Below are 263 nucleotides of genomic sequence, written 5' to 3' on the forward strand. Positions count from 1 at the left end.
GGGTGAAGCCGCTTTGCAGGTTGTTGCCGTATTTTTTAGGTTCGCTGCTCATGTCGGAGAGGGTGCTGCTGAGGGTGGCGGTGCGTTCGTGGGTTTGGCGGCGGACGGTGCGGTATTCGATGTCGTCGGCGATGCCGTATTGGAGCTGGTCGAGGATTTTTCTGAGGTAGGCGCCGTTGCCGCCGACGGTTTGGGCGGCGGTTTTTTCGAGGGTGAGGTAACGCCAGTCCGGCCAGAGGTAGGTAACGGCTGCCCACGCGAGG

The 263-nt window shown here is 61.6% G+C and carries 1 pseudogene; it reads right to left on the bottom strand.

Annotated features, from left to right (window positions below):
* Positions 1 to 263, bottom strand: a pseudogene (locus ACTHS3_RS18080) (YccS family putative transporter); the annotation flags it as partial.

It is taken from the genome of Neisseria sp. P0009.S007 (assembly GCF_051962515.1).